Annotated in this window: 15 protein-coding genes; 11 read left to right on the top strand and 4 right to left on the bottom strand. The window is 59.6% G+C overall.

Features of this window, described 5'->3' with window-relative positions; genetic code table 11:
• Positions 1 to 38 precede the first annotated feature (38 nt).
• The 5 genes from QMG79_RS13145 (at position 39) to QMG79_RS13165 (ending at position 5,490) form a co-directional block, all read left to right on the top strand.
• Complete coding sequence (locus QMG79_RS13145; RefSeq protein ID WP_283539038.1) at positions 39 to 1,130, top strand: ABC transporter permease; 1,092 nt, start codon at positions 39 to 41, stop codon at positions 1,128 to 1,130.
• A gap of 1 nt (position 1,131) precedes the next feature.
• Positions 1,132 to 2,151 carry an ABC transporter permease gene (locus QMG79_RS13150; protein WP_283539039.1) on the top strand — a complete coding sequence of 340 codons (1,020 nt, stop codon included), beginning with the start codon at positions 1,132 to 1,134 and terminating at the stop codon, positions 2,149 to 2,151.
• The gene (locus tag QMG79_RS13155; RefSeq protein WP_283539040.1) at positions 2,148 to 3,854 is read left to right on the top strand and encodes an ABC transporter ATP-binding protein; all 1,707 of its coding nucleotides are present in this window, start codon (positions 2,148 to 2,150) and stop codon (positions 3,852 to 3,854) included. Before QMG79_RS13150 ends, QMG79_RS13155 begins: the two co-directional genes overlap by 4 nt.
• Before the next feature lie 93 nt (positions 3,855 to 3,947).
• A complete protein-coding gene (locus QMG79_RS13160) occupies positions 3,948 to 4,400 on the top strand; it encodes a chorismate mutase (protein WP_283539041.1) in 453 nt (150 codons plus the stop codon).
• A gap of 85 nt (positions 4,401 to 4,485) precedes the next feature.
• Positions 4,486 to 5,490, top strand: coding sequence for a uroporphyrinogen decarboxylase/cobalamine-independent methonine synthase family protein (locus QMG79_RS13165; RefSeq protein WP_283539263.1), 1,005 nt, complete (start codon positions 4,486 to 4,488; stop codon positions 5,488 to 5,490).
• Positions 5,491 to 5,543: 53 nt separating this feature from the next.
• Here the strand turns inward: QMG79_RS13165 and QMG79_RS13170 are convergent, their stop codons facing one another.
• Positions 5,544 to 6,242 (bottom strand): DUF4166 domain-containing protein, encoded by a 699-nt coding sequence (locus QMG79_RS13170; protein WP_283539042.1) that lies wholly within the window; start codon positions 6,240 to 6,242, stop codon positions 5,544 to 5,546.
• A 288-nt stretch (positions 6,243 to 6,530) separates the two neighbouring features.
• On the opposite strand from QMG79_RS13170, the gene mtrA reads away from it, so the two are divergent.
• From mtrA to secA, 5 genes are all read left to right on the top strand, one after another.
• The gene (gene mtrA, locus QMG79_RS13175; RefSeq protein ID WP_283539043.1) at positions 6,531 to 7,205 is read left to right on the top strand and encodes an MtrAB system response regulator MtrA; all 675 of its coding nucleotides are present in this window, start codon (positions 6,531 to 6,533) and stop codon (positions 7,203 to 7,205) included.
• Between the two features lie 79 nt (positions 7,206 to 7,284).
• Entirely contained in the window at positions 7,285 to 9,099 is a 1,815-nt protein-coding gene (mtrB, locus tag QMG79_RS13180) for an MtrAB system histidine kinase MtrB (protein WP_283539264.1), read from the top strand.
• Positions 9,096 to 10,796: an LpqB family beta-propeller domain-containing protein gene (locus QMG79_RS13185; protein WP_283539044.1), complete on the top strand. Its 1,701-nt coding sequence runs from the start codon at positions 9,096 to 9,098 to the stop codon at positions 10,794 to 10,796. The genes mtrB and QMG79_RS13185 overlap by 4 nt, the downstream gene beginning before the upstream one ends.
• A 1,149-nt stretch (positions 10,797 to 11,945) precedes the next feature.
• The gene (hpf, locus tag QMG79_RS13190) at positions 11,946 to 12,674 is read left to right on the top strand and encodes a ribosome hibernation-promoting factor, HPF/YfiA family (protein WP_283539045.1); all 729 of its coding nucleotides are present in this window, start codon (positions 11,946 to 11,948) and stop codon (positions 12,672 to 12,674) included.
• A 290-nt stretch (positions 12,675 to 12,964) separates the two neighbouring features.
• Complete coding sequence (gene secA / locus QMG79_RS13195; RefSeq protein WP_283539046.1) at positions 12,965 to 15,703, top strand: preprotein translocase subunit SecA; 2,739 nt, start codon at positions 12,965 to 12,967, stop codon at positions 15,701 to 15,703.
• A gap of 174 nt (positions 15,704 to 15,877) precedes the next feature.
• Here the strand turns inward: secA and QMG79_RS13200 are convergent, their stop codons facing one another.
• Both QMG79_RS13200 and QMG79_RS13205 read right to left on the bottom strand, forming a co-directional pair.
• On the bottom strand, positions 15,878 to 16,312 hold the full coding sequence (locus QMG79_RS13200) for an Rv3235 family protein (RefSeq protein ID WP_283539047.1): 435 nt from the start codon (positions 16,310 to 16,312) through the stop codon (positions 15,878 to 15,880).
• Positions 16,313 to 16,403: 91 nt separating this feature from the next.
• Entirely contained in the window at positions 16,404 to 17,156 is a 753-nt protein-coding gene (locus tag QMG79_RS13205) for a LysM peptidoglycan-binding domain-containing protein (protein WP_283539048.1), read from the bottom strand.
• Positions 17,157 to 17,283: 127 nt separating this feature from the next.
• On the opposite strand from QMG79_RS13205, the gene QMG79_RS13210 reads away from it, so the two are divergent.
• The gene (locus tag QMG79_RS13210; RefSeq protein ID WP_283539049.1) at positions 17,284 to 17,877 is read left to right on the top strand and encodes a hypothetical protein; all 594 of its coding nucleotides are present in this window, start codon (positions 17,284 to 17,286) and stop codon (positions 17,875 to 17,877) included.
• Here the strand turns inward: QMG79_RS13210 and QMG79_RS13215 are convergent.
• A complete protein-coding gene (locus QMG79_RS13215; protein WP_283539050.1) occupies positions 17,874 to 18,089 on the bottom strand; it encodes a helix-turn-helix domain-containing protein in 216 nt (71 codons plus the stop codon). The two genes, QMG79_RS13210 and QMG79_RS13215, sit on opposite strands and share 4 nt — an antisense overlap.
• Positions 18,090 to 18,097: the final 8 nt, after the last annotated feature.

The raw sequence follows: 18,097 nt of genomic DNA on the forward strand, positions 1-18,097 counted from the left end.
GGGCTCACGATCCCGCGGAGATCTCTCTTGAGGTACCAATGACATCACTTATAGAAGCTCCACCGGGCAGTGTTGACGGTCCTGCCCCGAGCACCAAAAAACGGTCCGGTGGGGGACTTGGCCGCTACATTCTGATCAGGTTCTTCCTGATTTTTCCCACGATTTTCATTCTGGTCACCATGGTGTTCTTTCTGATGCGGATCACCGGTGATCCCATCACAGCCGCACTCGGCGGCAGGCTCCCGCCAGAACAGCTTGCCGAGCGCATCACCTCCGCAGGCTACGATCGACCCATTTTTGTGCAGTACTTTGAGTACCTGGGGCAGCTTGCCACAGGTAATTTCGGCACCACCCTCTCTGACAACCGTCAGGTCACCGAGGTCCTCACCACCTACGGCGCAGCCACCCTTGAGCTGTCCATCAACGCATTGCTTGTTGCCCTTGCCGTGGGTATTCCGCTTGGCATGATCGCGGCCCATCGGCGCGACAAAGCACCAGATGCCGTCCTCCGGATCTTCGCAATTCTCTGCTACGCCACCCCAGTATTTTTTGCCGGACTGCTGCTTAAGCTCACCTTCTCGGTCTGGCTTGGCTGGTTTCCGGTGGCGGGCAGGGCCAGCACCAACACTGAACTCGCCCTGACCGGTCTTCAGAGTCCCTCTGGTATCTACTGGCTGGATGCGCTCCGAAGCGGGAACATTTCTGCACTGGGCGACGTCATCTCACACGCCGTCCTGCCAGCTGCGGCGCTTGGACTCCTGACAGCAGGAATCTTCCTGCGCCTGGTTCGCACCAATGTGATCGGAACATTGGGGCGCGACTATGTTGAAGCGGGGCGTTCCCGGGGGATCAGTGAATTCCGCCTGGTCACCAAACACGCGTACAAGCCCGCCCTGATTCCGATCATCACTGTCATGGGACTGCAGATCGCCGTCATGCTTGGGGGCGCCGTGCTCACCGAGACCACCTTCGAATGGAAGGGCCTCGGATTCCAGTTGGCGACCTACCTGACAGCACGCGACTTTGTCGCGGTCCAGGGAATTGTGGTTCTGCTCGCCGTCATTGTCGCCCTGACCAACTTCATCGTGGATATTATTGCCGCGTTGATCGACCCCCGTGTGAGGTACTGACATGAGCATCGAAACAACGTCCGTCACGCCACCCGGCGGGAAAAGCCTTCTCCAGCGACTTCCCATCGTGTCCCACTTCAACAGGAGCGTGGGGCTCCAGCGGGGCATGCTGGTAGCCGGGCTCAGTTTGACCGCAGTGTTCCTCCTGACAGCGATCTTCGCGCCCCTGCTGGCGCCCTACGGTTTTGCGCAGATTTCCGATTCTGACGGCAGCTTTCCAGCCCAGCAGGCCCCAGGAGGCCAACACCTGCTGGGAACCACAGTAGGTGGCTACGACGTCCTTTCCCGTGTTATCTGGGGCACCCAGACGGCAGTAATGGTGATCGTGGTTGCAGTAACCATGTCCATCTTCCTCGGAGTCATCCTGGGACTGGTCAGTGGCTATATCGGCGGCTGGGTCGACCGGATCCTGGTGGTCATCGCGGACGCCGTGTACGCCTTCCCCTCACTGCTCGTGGCAATCGTCATGGCGATTGTCATCAGTGGTGGGCAGTCGAAGCTGTGGGGTGGGATCCTCGCTGCAGCGATATCCATTACGGTGGTGTTCATTCCGCAGTACTTCAGGGTGATCCGGGCGGAGACCATCAGGCTCAAGTCCGAGCCCTTTGTCGAATCTGCCCGGGTGGTGGGCGCATCGAGCATCAGGATCATGAGTCGCCATATTTTCAAGAACGCCACGCGCACCCTGCCGTTGATCTTCACATTGAACGCCTCAGAGGCAATCTTGACACTGGCAGGGCTCGGCTTCCTGGGGTTCGGCATAGAACCAAGCAACGCCGCTGAATGGGGGTTCGACCTGAACAAGGCGCTCGCGGACACCACGTCCGGGATCTGGTGGACGGGACTCTTCCCTGGCCTTGCCATTGTATTGACAGTCCTGGGCCTGACCCTTGTGGGGGAAAGCATCAATGATCTTAACGACCCACGGCTGAGGGGGCGCAAACGTGCTGGCGGACGCCGTCGGATGGCGCGGGCAGTTCCTTCCACAGCCAAGGGCACCACGGAAGAGAGCACCTCATGAGCACCACCCCCATTCCGGCCGCACCGGGCGCTGGACAGCCTGCTCCCGTCCTGAGCATCCAAAACCTCGAGGTGACCTTTGCTACGGATGGCGGAGACGTCCATGCCGTCCGCGACGTGAGCCTAGATGTCCAGCCAGGGGAAGTTGTCGCTATAGTCGGCGAATCCGGGTCCGGAAAAACCGTGACAGCAAAGACCATTCTTGGGCTGCTCCCGGAGACCGCTACCAGCGCCGGCGTGGTGTTGATCAATGGCAACAACATCATCAGTGTCAGTGCCGCGAAGCTCCGACAGATCCGTGGCCGTGATGTGGCAATGGTCTTCCAGGAGCCTTCTACCGCCCTCAACCCCGTCTTTACTGTCGGGTGGCAGATTGTCGAGGGAATCCGGGCGCATACGGGCAAGGACTCCCGGGTTTCATCGAAAGAAGCCAAAATCCGGGCCATCGAGGCGCTGCGCAAAGTGGGTATCCCCGATCCGGAAGTCCGCTTCGGTCATTATCCCCACCAATTCTCAGGTGGGCAGAAGCAACGTGTGGTCATTGCCGCCGCACTGGCGCTAAATCCAGGCTTGATTGTTGCCGACGAACCAACCACGGCCCTTGATGTGACAGTCCAGGCAGAGATACTCCAACTGCTGCGTGATCTCCGGGACAGCGACGGCACCTCGATTGTGCTTATTACCCACAACATGGGCGTGGTGGCTGACCTTGCGGACCGCGTGGTGGTGATGTACCAGGGTGATGTTGTGGAGGAAGCGCCTGTTGCAGAGCTGTTCGCGGCACCGCGGCAGGACTACACCAGGGCCCTTCTTGCTGCAGTACCCCACTTGGGCCGCGATTCCGCGTCGGCGGGAGTCACATCCCGGGCACATCAGGATCGGAAGGTCCTGGTCAGTGCCGAAAACCTCACCATCGAGTATCCGGGTCGTTTGGGAAGCCCGGCCTTCAGGGCGGTGGATGGCGTATCTTTCACCCTTTCGGAGGGCGAAGTTTTTGGCTTAGTGGGCGAATCCGGCTCGGGTAAGACCACTATTGGGCGAGCAATCGCTGGCCTGAACAGGACCACTGGGGGAAGCCTCAAGGTCCTCGACTACGAAATGCTCACGTTCAAGGAACGCAGTTTCAAACCCTTGCGCAAGGACATCGGCTTTGTCTTCCAGGATCCGGCGGCTTCCTTCAACCCTCAACTGACCATCGGCGAGTGCATCGTTGAACCACTTGTCATTCACCGGAACCCAACACCCGCGCAGGCCCGCCAGCGTGCCGGTGAGCTGCTCGAATCCGTCCAACTGCCGGCGTCGTATGCTGCCCGTTATCCCCATGAACTCTCCGGCGGTCAGCGCCAGCGGGCATCACTGGCGCGGGCCCTGATTCTCAACCCCAAGCTGTTGATAGCTGATGAACCAACCTCCGCGCTGGATGTTTCAGTGCAGGCAAAGGTGCTCGAGCTTTTCCGTGACATCCAGCAGGAATTCGGATTTGCGGCGCTCTTCATCAGCCATGATCTGGCCGTGGTGGACATCTTGTCGCACTGGGTGGGGGTCCTGTACCGCGGTTCCATGGTGGAGCAGGGAATTGGCAGCCAGGTTATGGGTGCTCCGCAGCACGAGTACACAAAAAAGCTGATCGCTTCACTTCCGGTCCCCGATCCCTTCGAACAGGCACGACGGCGGGAAGCCAACCGGAAACTTCTCGGCGCCTGAGCCAACTCCTTGGGGCCAGCCCGGCGGTGGCGGCGCTTTCGCGGCGTCGTCACTGCAGGGTTTCCACAACGTCCTATCCCATAGACTTGCATCATGTCTGCGACCCCCCAGGACCCTACTCCCACTGTTGACGGATCTGCAGGGCCGGTGCTCACCGGTCCCTCCGAAACACCTTATGACGCAGCCGCCAGCTCCTTGGCCGGGCACGTCCAGGATTCCGTCATGGCGGAGCTGCTGTCGATCCGCTCAAGCATCGACAACATCGATGCCACACTTGTGTTCCTGCTGGCGGAGCGCTTTAAAGCAACGCAGAAAGTGGGTTTCCTTAAAGCGGAGCACCGCCTCCCGGCAGGGGACCCAGGGCGTGAAGCAGCGCAGATTTCCCGGCTGCGCAGATTGGCAGGAGAAGCGCACCTGGACCCTGCCTTCGCCGAAAAATTCCTGAACTTCATCATCGGCGAGGTCATCCGGCACCACGAGGCCATCGCGGAGGGGCTTCCGGTCCCCGGGGACATCCAGCCAGGCGTTGTCGGCACGGAGTCCTGACGTGGCACGGCCTGCGTCGACGTCACCGGAAGGGGACCGCCACTCCAACCGGCACCACGAGCCCGGCCTGGAGATTGTGCATCATGTGAGCGCCACCGCGTTGGGAACCTGGCCCGGCCAGGACGCAGTGGAAGCAACGCGGATTATTCGTGGTGAGTTGGGTACACCCCATCTTCCGTTCCTGCCCGAGCTGCCGGCCAGGGGAGTGGGCGCAGATGCTATTGGCCGTAGCGCGTCGCTGCTGGTGGACATGGCGGCTGATGTCCAGCCGCACGGCTGGCGGATCACATCCCGGCCAGGCCGCGACATCCACCGCGCACGCTCCCTTCTAAAGAGTGACATCAATGTTCTAGCCGACGTTGCTGGCACTGAGGATAGCCAGTCGGCTGGGATTAAGATCTCGCTGGCAGGCCCGCTGAGCCTTGCCGCTGAACTGCACCTGCATTCGGGGGAACGCTCCCTCCTTGACCATGGAGCACGTCGCGATGTGGCGCATTCGCTGGCCGCAGGTGTCGGGGAGCACCTCCGGCAGGTTGCGGCGGCGGTTCCCGATGCAGCCATCATCGTGCAGCTTGACGAGCCGGAGATCAGCCGGATTCTGGCGGGAACCATTCCTACCGCCAGCGGCTACCGCACCCTCCGCTCCCTTGGTCAGCAAGAGGCGATTGCCCATCTGCGTATTGTCATTGATGCCCTGCACGACGCCGGTGCTGCCGCCGTCGTCATTTCCATTCCTTCTGAAGAGGCACCGATAGCCCTCCTGCGCGCTGCAGGTGCCGACGGACTTGCGGTACCGCTGCGCGGACTCGACAGAAAACAGTGGGAAGTCCTTGCAGAGGCAGTGGAAGCGGGCTTCCACTTGTGGGCTGGAGCCCTGGAGATCCGGGACGGGACTCCGGACAGGACCGCTACGGCCGTAAAGGCCCTCTGGACTCCGTGGCGGGAGACAGGCCTGACGGCAGCAGCCCTCGGTGGAGTTCGCCTCACCCCCGCCATCGGTCTTGACACGCTGACGCCAGCGGCGGCAACACAGGTCCTCAAGCGTCTGACACAGGCCGCAGACGGGGTCAACCAATTGATCCTGGGCTGAGCCTGCACGCTCCCCGCCGCCTCTGCGTGGGATTCAGGTGCCCCCGGGCCGGATCAGCTGCGCCCTTCCCACCGTTCGGGGGCTGCGTAGGCAGGAAGATAGCCAGCTGCGGAGCCGCCAGCCTGGTAGGACCGCAGGCGATAGGAGAAATCGCCCGCGTAGACCAGCACCACTCCTAGCTGGGGTTGGATGACTTTGACCTGGATCCGGTGCCTTTCGGATTCCGAATCCCACCACTGCTGGGCGTAGGCCTTCGCATCGATTGCTCCCGGCAAAGGGATACGGAGAGCTCCCAGGAAGAGTCGGGACACCTCTGAAACTCCGCGCAGCTTGCCGTCCTCAGTGACGCTCAGATTCAGGTCCGTCACCATCCGCCGCCACCGCCCTACGTAGTCCAGGAGTCCTCCCGTGGTGGGGTCGAGGCTGGTGGTGTCCTGAAAGAGCCTGGTCCGGGCGGGGAACTGAATTTCGCGGCGGGCAGTGATGCTTGAGCGGCCAAAAGGATCCAGATGTGCATGATTCTCAATCCGGAACGGAATATTCTCGCCATATTCGGGAAAGAATGCTTCTTCGCCAGCACTCATTTTTAGGAAAGGCCGCAGCCACGGCTGTGGGCACCCCACAACGTGGAACGTCCCCTCTCCAATGCCGTAGTGACCTTGGCCTGGAGCAAGGGAGAAATAATCCTGTACTTCCGGTTGCAGACGTTGAAAGTTACTTCCAAGCGCTGCCTGGTAGAGGGGAAGGGTCATGGGAATGCCTCCTGGGATTGTGCGCCTGCGGATAACCGGGTACGCCGTTCCACCGGGATACGGCCATTGCGCGCAAGCATGCCACAGGTATCCTGGACCCACCAACCAGCGCCCTGGATGAGTCCCATTTTTGCGACGTGTACCCCTGGGAAAGCGGTGACCTGCGGTTCCGCGACAGCGGCATCATTACGGGGCGCTGCATGGTCCGATCACTCAGGCGCGTGCAGCCGCCATGCCCGGGCATCCGCGAGATAGGCGAATCGTAGGCGTATAAGGGAACATATAACTATGAAGGCACGCATTCTGGTAGTTGACGATGACGAGGCCCTGGCGGAAATGATCGGCATTGTTCTGCGCAATGACGGCTTTGACCCGGCGTTCTGCGCCGATGGTAGCCAGGCACTCGAGGCTTTCCGTGCCGCCAAACCGGACCTTGTGCTCTTGGATGTGATGCTGCCCGGAGCAGACGGCATTGAGGTCTGCCGGCAGATCAGGGCGGAATCCGACGTTCCGATCGTCATGCTGACGGCCAAGTCCGACACCTCCGATGTTGTCCGAGGACTCGAATCCGGAGCGGACGACTACGTCCCCAAGCCATTTAAGCCTGCAGAGCTTGTGGCACGAGTACGTGCCCGGCTTCGCCCCGGCGACCAGAAGGCGCCCGAGACGCTACGGATCGCCGATGTCACCATTGACGTCGCTGGCCACGTGGTCAGCCGAGGTGATGAACGCATTTCGCTCACCCCCCTCGAATTTGATCTCCTGGTAGCCCTGGCCCGCAAACCATGGCAGGTCTTCACCCGCGAATTGCTCCTGGAACAGGTCTGGGGTTACCGGCATGCAGCTGATACGCGGCTCGTCAATGTCCACGTGCAGCGACTCCGCTCAAAAATCGAGCAGGATCCGGAAGCCCCAGAAGTTGTCCTGACGGTCCGCGGTGTCGGATATAAAGCAGGTTCCTGAACAGTCCCGCGGTGAACAACCCACTGCGGGGACACGTCAGGACACAAGCACCCACCACCAGACCGCCGAGCCCGGCCCACTGGATGCTGCCGAGCAGGACGGAGCTACCCCGACGCCAGCCTCGCTCCCACAGCGTGCCCGGATCTGGCGCCGTCGTACGTTGATTGTGTCGCTGAGGGTTGGCAGGCTTCTGCGCCTCGGCCTCGCGCGGTTGCTGCCTGGGCTGCGCTTCGTGGGCAGGTCCCTGCACCGGCGCTGGCGGCGGTCCCTGCAGTTCCGTACGATCCTGACCACCCTGCTGCTGTCTGTCACCTCGTTTGCGGTTGTGGGCGCCTACCTGTCCAACCAGATTGCACACAACCTCTTTGAGGAACGGCTGGTTCAAGCGGAAACGGAAACCCGCTACAACGTCAAACAGGTCCAGGACACGTTCAATGGCGCCCAGGTCACAGACCAGTCCAGTGTCATCACCCTGGTCTATGACACGCTCACGGCCGTCGAAGGCCGGGGTTCGGTCATTCAGCGCCGTTACGTGTTCGAAGCGGTTCCCGACCAGACAAAACCCCGAAATCGCTGGGTCGAGTCCAGGGCCTCGGACCAGCTCACCGTCAGCGTCATCCCTGATGACCTGCGGAAAGCAGTCCAGGAGTCAGGAAAGAACCAGTTCTGGGCATCCACGGTGATCCCAGTGGGCACCGAGGACCACCCCGGAATCGCGGTGGGCAACAAAGTCACTTTTAATGGCACGCTCTACGAGCTGTATCTGATCTACGACCTCAACACCGCCCAGCGCACACTCGATCAGATCCAGGGGGTTCTGTGGGCTGCGTTTGCAGTCCTTGTCTTCATTATTGGCGGTATTGCCTGGTACGTGACGCGAAACGTTGTCAGTCCTGTCAGCCATGCGGCGCTTGTGTCCGAAAAGCTCGCGGCCGGACAGTTGCAGGAACGCATGGTGGTCAAGGGAGAAGACGAGATGGCCCGCCTCGGAGCCTCGTTTAATCACATGGCCGCCAGCCTGCAGGAGCAGATTACCCAACTGGCCACACTCTCGGCTATGCAGCAACGCTTTGTTTCAGATGTTTCCCATGAACTGCGAACTCCGCTGACCACTGTCCGGATGGCAGCGGAAGTCCTCTTTGACGCGCGGGACGATTTTGATCCGATCAACAAGCGCTCGGCGGAATTGCTCTACTACCAGGTTGAACGTTTCCAGTCGCTGCTGGCCGATCTTTTGGAGATCTCCCGCTTCGATGCCGGGGTAGCAATGCTCGACGCTGAATCCGAAGACATCGTCAATGTCGTCCAGCACGTGGTGGATGGAGCCGCGCCCGTGGCGGTCCAGTATGGCTCGGCAATCACAGTGAATGCGCCTGCCGACGGGATAGTGGTAGAGATGGATGCGCGGCGAATTGACAGGATCCTGCGCAATCTTGTGCTCAACGCCGTGGAACATAGCGAGGGAAAACCCGTATCCATCACACTGGCCGCTACTGACTCAGTGGTTTCGATCTCCGTGAGGGATTACGGGATTGGCATGAATCCTGGCGATGCTGCACGTGTTTTCGACCGATTCTGGCGAGCCGATCCAGCCCGGGCGCGGACCACAGGTGGAAGTGGCCTGGGGCTCTCCATTGCGACAGAGGATACGAAGCTGCATGGCGGCTGGCTTCAGGCTTGGGGAGCCAAAGGCGTCGGCTCCAATTTCCTGCTCACGCTGCCCCTGAAAAAGGGTGACTCTGTCGATACTCCGGCGCTGGCTCTTGACCCCTATAGCCTGGCAATGCCGCCCATGACCGGGTCCGTGCCGATGCTGACACTAGAGGCGAGTCCGCGACCACGAGCATCCGAATCTACTGGGGAAACTAGCCCCGGCCTGGGAGAGAAGCCATGATCAAAGCTCGAGTGCTGGCAGCAATGGTCGTTTTCACCCTCCTCGTTTCAGGATGCGCCCAGATTCCCACATCAGGTCCAGTGGGAAAAAGCACTGACGAGAGCGCTGGCAATGTCAGCGCTCCGGTCTTCCTCCCTGCGTCCCCACAGCCTGGAGCCGCGCCGGAGACAGTGATTGAGGACTTTTATGGCGCTGGAACCGGCTACGAGGATGATTACTCAGTCGCACGGCTTTTCTTGACGCAGGCGACGTCCGTATCGTGGAAACCGGATCAGCGGACCCTTGTTTACCGCGGCGCCACTGTCACCCGGACCGACGTCGAGAATATGTACAACTTTGAGCTCGACGTCGCCTACTCAGTCGACTCGGTAGGTATTGCCACACAGATGCCCGAGGGCACCCGTGAAAACATTCCGGTCACGCTCACCCAAGTGGAAGGTGAGTGGCGGATCTCGGGGATTCCGGATGGCACAGCCATTCCGGAAGAAACGTTCAAGGTCATCTACAAGTCGTACCCCATCTACTTCTACGATCCGACGTTCACCTTCGCCATTCCGGATGTTCGCTGGTTTATCAGGAACAAGCCGGTGAAATCAATGACCAGTGCACTTTTGGCTGGGCCCGCACCGTACCTAAAAGGGGCCGCTGTCAGCGCCTTCCCCGCAGGAATCCGCCTCGCACGCGAATCGGTGCCGGTAGTCTCGGGCGCTGCGCAGGTTGATCTCAGTGCCCGGGAGCTGACGGAAGCCTCCACCGAGGACAGGCTCCGCATGCAGACGCAGTTGGCGCTGACGTTCCGAGACCAACCCGACGTTATCAGCGTGGAGCTCAGGGCAGACCAGGATCTCGTCAGGGTTGAAGACGACGGATCGGTCCTGCCGCCCATCATCAACAAGGAAGTGCCGGCCCGACAGATTGCCGTCAGTTCCAACGAGCTGGTCCGATTCGAAAACAACCAGGTCAGTCCGTTGCCGGACATGCAGCCAGTGGCGGCCCTTGGGCCCAGGTTTCCAGCTGAATCACCTGTCTCATCTGCTGTCGCCTTCCTTAATGAAAGCAAGACAACCCTCTACACAATGGTTCCCGGTCAACCCGCCAGGAACCTGACAACGCGCAGCATCTTGACCAGACCTTCGTTCAGCCCCGGCGATTGGGTCTGGACAGCTGGTCCAAATGCTGCTGGTGCAGCCGAGGTCGTTGCGTTCCGCCCCACAGGAGCGGCCGAGGGGGCAGACATTCCGAGCGCCACAATCGCCGCGCCTTGGCTGGCTGATCGGGTGGTTCGGGAACTACGGATTTCCCGTGATGGCGTGCGGGCGCTGGTCATCTCTGAGCAGAATGGCAAAAGTAGGACCCAGGTGGCTGGAATCATTCGATCCGCCGACGGAACACCTCGGGAGCTAACAACGCCCGTAACCCTGCTTACCACGGCAAATGTTGATCAAGGTGCCTGGGTAAGCGACACCTCAGTGGTTGTGATGAAGGCTGCTGCCGGTACAAACGTGACTCCCGAAATTCTTTCGCTCCTCTCCGGTGATACACAGCCCCTGGCGCCTTGGCCAGGGCTGTTGTCACTCAGCGCCGGCAATGGCGAGGATGCGATTTTTGCCCAGTCTGAGGACGGCATCTTCCAGCGATTTGGGAACGGCTGGGCTCCGCAGCTTGAGGGACCGATTGATCCCGCGTTCGCTGGCTGAGCCTATCCACATACCGACCGCAAGGGTGCGTACACAGCCGGTGATGAGTCCAGGATGGTGGCTATGGATGAACAACCCGCACCGCCCAGGAGCCGTCAGCGGAGACATCGAGATCCGGATGTTGACCCTGCACCGGCTAGCGCGCCGCAGCACCGCCTGACCCGTCCGCGGGCGGCTGTCAGCATCGTGGGTGTGGCCCAGAGCGCCGCTTTGGAGTTTTCAGCCCTGGTCCTGCCGACGGAGTGTGTGTGCTGCGGAGCGGAAGATTGCACCCTCTGTGCCCCTTGTTCTAGGTCACTGCGACGGCAAACCAGTAAGCCTTTCCGCGCCGAAGGCCGGGCGCCGTCCCTCATGCGGGAAGACGGCTCCACCATTCTCCAGGTGGTTGCTGCTGGAGTGTACCGAGACGAGTTAGCCATGGCACTGCTGTCCTTCAAACGGCATGGTCAGCGGCCCGTGGGCCGCGTCCTGTCCGCGTCCCTGCGCAGAGCTGTGGAGTCTGCGGTTCCAGGAAAGGGCAATTTTCTCCTGATTCCCATCCCGACTTCGCGCTCTGCATTTCAAGCCCGAGGGTTCAGCCCGGTGGAGCTGTTGCTTCGCGGTTGCCGCGGGTCCGCTGTCCAGGCAGGTCCGGCTAGTAGGGTACGTGTTGCCCGTTATCTGCGGTTGGCACCGGCCCTCGGGAAACCCTGGGCTACGGCCGGGGGCCAGAAAGGCCTCACTAGGGGAGCACGGGCGCGGCGGGTACGTTATTCCATGCGCGTTCCGCTCCGGTGTTATGGCGAACTTACGGGCTGGTACTGCATCCTCGTGGACGATGTCCTTACGACCGGGGCCACTCTGGCGGAGGCAGCACGTGCAGTGACCGCAGCAGGTGGGCTGGTGTGTGGGGCAGTTGTCCTCGCCGCAACTCGGCCCCCGGACAGATAACAAGGTGTCGGCGTTCCTGGCAAGAGCTTGTGTTTCGCGATCGAAGTAAAAAATAAGTGTCCAAAAGATGAATAAGTGGTGGTTATGAACTACGGTCAATTATGGGTACCAAGACAAGAACGTACCTGCCGATGACAGCTCGGAAAGGGGCTCGACTGTCCATCAGTTTGGCCCAGGGAAGTGCTGTTGTCGTGTCACCGAAGTCATTTGGAGGGCACCATGGAGTTTCTGATCAGCGGAAGAAATCTGACGGTCTCGGATCGTTTCCGCGAATATGCTGAAGAGAAGATCGCAAAGATCGAATCACTCGGCGACAAGGTCCAGCGGGTCGATGCGAAGGTGTCAAAGGACACCAACGGACGGCAGGGCGGCGACCAGCTCACGGTTGAAGTAACGGTGCTGGGCAAGGGGCCTGTAATACGCGCTGAAGCGAGCGCTGGTGACAAATTTGCCGCTTTCGATTTGGCCTACAGCAAGCTCCTTGAGCGTCTCCGGCGGGCCAAGGACCGCAAGAAGGTCCACCACGGACGCCATACTCCGAAAGCCGTCCGCGAGGCAACTGCCGGACTGGAACCCGCGAGCGCCAGCGAACCCCTCTATGTGGAGGCAAGCCATCACCAGGACGCTGCGCCTGCTGCGTCGGAGACTTCTCCCTATGATGTCGAAAACGACATCCCTGCCGGTGATTCTCCCGTTCTTATCCGTCGAAAGGTTTTCCCTGCGGCGTCCCTCTCCCTCGACGATGCAGTGGACAATATGGAACTTGTGGGCCATGACTTCTACCTGTTTGTGGACAAGGAAACAAACACGCCCTCGGTCGTCTACAGGCGCCGTGGATGGACGTATGGCGTCATCACCCTCGATCATGACTGCGAGCCGGGGGACGGCGTCGTAGAAGAAAAGATTATTGCCTATCGATCTGAGGACGCTGCAGTCAGCGCCCGCTAGAAAACGACTGTGCAGGGTGCACACCGTCTGCTCTGCACAGTGCTTTCGCTCAACCATCCGACCCACCATCCGCAATCCCGTGGATGATGGGTCGGATGTTCTTTGCCCCAATTCCTAGGGCATATCCGGCATGCCAAGACACCCCCCAGATGCCGGTTCAGAGGGGCAACTGTAAACCCCGTGTGATTGCAGGGCGCTCCGCCCAGAGGGAAAAGCGCTGCGGACCGCGATGCTCTCCCGTAGACTAAAAACGCCAGAATTCGGCGGCATAGGACTGGGAGCAACTTCACGTGGCATCACTCATCGAAAAACTTCTCCGTACTGGTGATAAAAAAACCTTGCGGCAACTGAGGAATTACGCCGATTCCATCAATTCCCTTGAAGAGACATTCAAGACCTTTACTGATGCAGATCTTCGTGAAGAGACGGACCGGCTGAGGGAACGTCACAGTGACGGCGAAAGCCTGGACGACCTCCTGCCTGAAGCCTTTGCTGCCGTCCGGGAAGCATCCGCCAGGACACTCGGCATGCGGCACTTCGATGTACAGCTTATGGGTGGGGCCGCTCTCCACCTGGGAAATATTGCAGAAATGAAAACCGGCGAGGGCAAAACCCTTGTTGCCACTGCACCCGCCTACCTGAACGCGCTGAGCGGTAAAGGCGTGCACATCATCACTGTCAACGACTATTTGGCGGAATATCAGTCCAATCTCATGGGGCGCGTGTTCCGGTTCCTCGGCCTGAGCAGTGGTTGTATCTTGTCCAACCAAGACCCCAGCTACCGCCGCGACCAGTACGCTGCAGATATTACCTACGGAACAAACAACGAATTTGGCTTTGATTACCTCCGGGACAACATGGCGTGGGACAAGTCCGAATTGGTTCAGCGCGGCCATAACTTTGCCATTGTCGATGAAGTTGACTCGATCCTTATTGACGAAGCTCGGACGCCGCTGATTATCTCCGGGCCAGCGCAGGGAGACACCAATCGCTGGTACAGCGAATTCGCCAAGGTCGTCATGCGCCTGGAGGCGGAGGTCGACTATGAGGTTGATGAAAAGAAGCGCACTGTTGGCGTTCTGGAATCGGGCATCGAAAAGGTGGAGGACTACCTGGGTGTCCAGAACCTCTATGAGGCTGCCAACACTCCATTGATCGGTTTCTTGAACAACGCCATCAAGGCCAAGGAGCTGTTCAAGCGAGACAAGGACTACGTGATCCTTGACGGTGAGGTCCTTATTGTCGACGAACACACTGGCCGCATCCTTGCGGGCCGCCGCTATAACGAGGGTATGCACCAGGCCATCGAGGCCAAGGAATCTGTCGAGATCAAGGCTGAAAACCAGACGCTGGCAACAGTGACCCTGCAGAACTATTTCCGTATGTACGGGAAGCTTGCCGGCATGACTGGTACAGCCGAGACCGAGGCCGCCGAGTTCATGAGCACCTACACCCTGGGTGTCGTTGCTATTCCCACCAACCGTGACATGCAACGCATAGACCAGTCTGACTTGGTCTTCAAGAACGAAATGGTGAAGTTCGATGCCGTAGTTGCAGATATTGCCGAACGCCACGAAACAGGGCAACCGGTACTTGTCGGCACAACCAGCGTGGAGAAGAGCGAGTATCTCTCCAAGCTACTTGCCAAGGAGGGCGTCCGTCACGAGGTCCTGAATGCGAAGAACCACGCTCGAGAAGCTGCGATCGTTGCGCAGGCCGGACGGAAATCTGCAGTCACTGTCGCTACCAACATGGCCGGGCGTGGAACTGACATCATGCTCGGTGGAAACGCCGAGTTCACAGCGATTGCCGAGTTGGCCAAGCGCGGCCTTGACCCGGAAGCCAATTCCGAAGAATACGAGGCGGCCTGGCCTGAAGCCCTCGAAGCAGCCAAAAGGTCCGTAAAAGACGAACATGACGAGGTCCTTGAGGCTGGCGGACTCTATGTCCTGGGGACCGAGCGTCATGAATCCCGCCGAATCGACAACCAGCTCCGAGGCCGGTCAGGACGCCAGGGTGATCCTGGCGAGTCCCGTTTCTATCTTTCGCTTACCGATGACCTCATGCGACTGTTCAATTCAGGAGCGGCCGAGCGGCTGATGAATAGCTCCGTACCGGACGACGTTGCCTTGGAGTCCAAGCTTGTGTCCAGGGCTATTGCTTCTGCCCAGGGCCAAGTAGAGGGTCGCAATGCGGAGCAGCGCAAAAACGTCCTCAAATACGACGATGTCCTGAACCGTCAGCGTGAGGCAATTTACGGTGACCGACGACGGATCCTCGAAGGCGATGACCTTCACGAAAAGGTCCAGTTCTTCCTTGAAGACACCATCAATTCCCTCATTGATGCCGCTACCGCAGAAGGAAACGGCGACGACTGGGACTATAACCAGCTTTGGACAAACCTCAAGACTCTGTATCCCGTGAGCGTCACCCACGAGGAGATCGTTGAAGAAGCTGGGGGGACGTCCAAACTGACCACGGAGTTCCTGCGTGAAGAGATCCTCTCGGATGCACGCGTTGTTTATCAGATGCGTGAATCAAGTATCGGCGCAGATGCGATGCGTGAACTTGAGCGCAGGGTTGTGCTCTCCGTGGTGGGCCGGAAATGGCAAGAGCACCTGTACGAAATGGACTACCTCAAGGAAGGTATTGGACTCCGTGCCATGGCGCAGCGGGATCCCTTGGTTGAGTACCAGCGCGAGGGTTTCATCATGTTCCAGGCCATGATGGAGGCAATCAGGGAAGAGAGCGTTGGTTTCCTTTTCAACTTGGAAGTAGAAGTCACGCCAGCCAAGGATGTTGTTGTCGCGGACGCAGAGGGTAACCACACCCAGCATGTTGAGCCGCAGATCAAGGCGGCTGGCCTTGATGCACCCCAGAAGCCAGCCCAACTTCGCTACACGGCGCCTGACGAAGACGGCGGAACCCAGACCCGTATTGAGGGTAAGTCTGCTGGGAAGTCAGGAAATCCTGCTAAAGCTGCAGGGCAGGATGCATCGAAGAAGCAGGCTAAAAAGAAGCGCCGCTGAGGCGGGTCGCTACTGCTGATGGTCCGTGCCTTCGTTCTGCAGGAACATCGGGTGGGGTGCCGATGCTTGCGGTCTTCAATTTGGCGCACTGATCATTGGCTTGCGGGTAGTGCTCTAGGCTGACCAAAGCGCAGTGTGGGGGAGCCCTTTCCGTGGTCTGCGGGGAAATGCCTGTCAGCAGATCATGAGCTCCGTGATGCGCCAGGTAGTGCGGCTACGTTCCAGCCGTACCGCAACGGCTCGGGCCCGTAGTTCGTCCACCACCACTGCGCTGCCTTCGTAGATGTCAGGAGTGATGGCACAGATTCGGATGGCCCGCACATGGCATTGCCTGTGGAGATGCGACAGCAGGGGATCGGAGGATCTCGCGGCAGCGAGTCTTATGAGTGCCGCGCGGTGTTGCAGCGAGATGAGAGGTTTGGTGTCCAGCCGGCGGGCTAGCTGGTGGATGGGGCGGGTTCCCGCAAGAACCTCCACGGCTGCCTGAACTGTGGCGCCAATCAGCGCCTTTATCTCGGCGGTTTCCGTAGAGGCCGGAACCAGGCTCCGCGGGGGAGGGATTTCGCGGGTGATGGAATGTGGTGAACCTGTTGGCGGCGGAGTATTCATGGCTCTTCCTGGGGGTGGTTGGGTGAGATCTCTGGAGTAGTACGGTGATTCGGTAAAAAGGCGCACATGTTTGGGGTCGGTGACGGCAGCGCTAGTGGCGAGCGGGCACGTGCAGGATGGTCCCGGGATACAGCAGATTGGGATCTGGTCCGATCACTTTCACGTTTGCTTGGAAAAGCAATGGCCACTGTTGGCCAATCTGACGGTCCGTTGATCCGGGTCCCAGGATTCTTGACGTAATGGTCCACAGGCTATCGCCGGGAAGAACAACGACTTCCGCGGCGTGTCCTGGCATCTCAACGTCTCTCGACGGTGCTGGCGCAACGATGCCTGGGAGAATCTGCGGAGAGGTCGGTTTCCACTCTGGATCCACTGAATCGTTTGCCCGTGCAGTCTGCGGGACGGCGGATTCGTGGTGGAGCGAGGCTGGGCTAGCGGCACTCGCCGAGATCGAGCTGGCACGTGGAGTTTGATGATTCGGGACTGCGAGAGCCACGTGGGCCGTCATCAAATTCAGCCCCAAGACCATAACGGCGAGCCGACGCATGAAAACTGGCGTGCACTTGGCGGCGAATTTCGCAGAACGCGTGTGGCCTGAACGCTGCAAGAGCACCCAGCATCCAGCTGCCACAGAGGCAGCGGCCCACCAGAGCACAACCACGATTCCGATACCGCAAGCGGCCATGCCAATGGCATCGGCTAGTGCGTTTGTACTTTCGGTTCTGGGGGCAGTCCGTGAGGTCGCAGCCAAGTGAAATCCACCGTACAACAGGGTGGATCCTAGGCCGAGCAATCCAAGTGAAAGAGCGGTGTCGACTGCAGCGACTGTGGATGATCTGGTCATATCTCAACCAACTTTGATGAGTTTTGAATCTTTTTAGTACCGTTTGACACAGTTTGAACCCATTTGAGTATTTAGTCCATACCCGAAAGTGGTTGACCCTGCAGAGTGCAACTTCTAGCCTGTGGCCATGAGATGGGATGCGCTCTTTACGGACATGGAAGCCCAGCTTGAAGCCGCGGAGAGGTGGGCCAAGGATTCCGAGATCAGCGAGAGAACCAGAATTGATGTGGCATCCATTGCCCTGCTCGATCGGCTACGGGCCTCCCTGGGTACCACCATCGGTGTTCACCTCGCTGGTGGGCAATCCTTCAGCGGCCAACTGACGCACGTTGGTGCTGAGTCTTCCGTTGTGGCGTCTACGGGGACCCAGGCCCTGTTTTCCTACTCTGCAGTTCACCATTACTCGGGGGTTAGCAGGTTCGCCGTTGAGGCAGCCCCGTCCCGGCTACACCCACTCGGCCTTGCGAGCGCACTGCGCATCGTTTCCCAAAACCGTGAGGTCGTGGAGCTGTGCCTGGCGCACAACGCCTCGAGCGACCGCGTCTATGGTCTTCTGGAAAGGGTAGGCAGGGACTCCTTCGACGTGGCGATAGTCCGTCCGGGAGAAATTCCACGCCCAAGTAACGTCCGCGACGTCTGGGCCGTTCCATTTCATTCACTGCAGGCTGTGGTATCCCGTGGTGTCGCGCCGGACGTCAATGTCCAGGAAGCCGGTGACTAGTCTGTTTTGGCTTTTGCGGCAGCAATCATGCGGCTGGCTTCCGCATAGCGGTCGTCGATGTACTGCTCCAACATCTTTTCCTCAACACGCCACTGTCCACGACCGCCCACCTGGATTGCCTTGAGTTCACCACTGCGGACCAGGGCGTAAGCGGCCGGAGAATTAATCTGGAGTTGCTCTGCGACATCTGCGAGGGTCAGGAAACGGGGCATATGAATAG

The organism is Pseudarthrobacter sp. PS3-L1 (genome assembly GCF_030063285.1).
GTDB lineage: Bacteria > Actinomycetota > Actinomycetes > Actinomycetales > Micrococcaceae > Arthrobacter.